The sequence below is a fragment of the Curtobacterium sp. MMLR14_010 genome (genome assembly GCF_001865015.1).
GTDB lineage: Bacteria > Actinomycetota > Actinomycetes > Actinomycetales > Microbacteriaceae > Curtobacterium.
On the sequence record NZ_MJGV01000039.1, the window covers coordinates 837 to 1523 of the forward strand.

Sequence of the window (687 nt, forward strand, 5' to 3'; positions counted from 1 at the left end):
TCACGACGCGGACGATCCGAGCTGAACGGACGATCCCCATCACGGCGGGGACGGTCGGATCCGGACGGACGATCCGATCGCGGGCCACTCGACCGAGGCGGGCGTCCGGCGTCGTCGCGGTCCCCCCGCCATGCCGGCCGGTCGGACCGCTGGCCACCGTCCCGGAAACCACGCCCCGGAGCATTGTCGCGCGCAGAACGATCCGTCCGCGCAGGCCGGTCGCCATCCCGCGCCGGCCGGTCGCCGTCCCGCTGGGGACGGTCCCGTCGGTCGCCTTCGCGACGCTCGAACTCACGAGGGCCAGACGACCAACCACCACGGCCGCCGCTCTGGCCTCCACGCGGAGCCCCATCGCGTCGAGGCGCACTGTCGCCGTCCCGACGGGGTCGTCCCCCACGCTCGTCGTCGCGGTCGTTCCGCCGTTCGTCGTCGTTCGCCACCGTTGCTCCTCATGCGTGCCGGAGCTGCTGCGCCGGCGGTCGTCCGCTGTGTCGTTGTGTGCGCCCTGCGTGACGCTGTGCCGTCCCAGTCCATCACGGACCGGCCAGCACGTCGAGTCAGGCTCGAGCGGGGAAAACAGAAATGGCCACCGGCCTTCCACGAGAACGAGGGTCTCCCCTGCGAGTTCTCGATGGAGGGCCGATGGCCACATCTTTTCTTACGTTGAGTCCGGCGGCGTCCTACTCT

At 70.9% G+C, this 687-nt stretch carries 1 protein-coding gene; it reads right to left on the bottom strand.

Annotated features, from left to right (window positions below):
* A partial coding sequence (locus BIU98_RS19710; protein ID WP_217635688.1) for a hypothetical protein occupies nt 1–601 on the bottom strand: 601 nt, incomplete at its 3' end.
* Nucleotides 602–687: the final 86 nt, after the last annotated feature.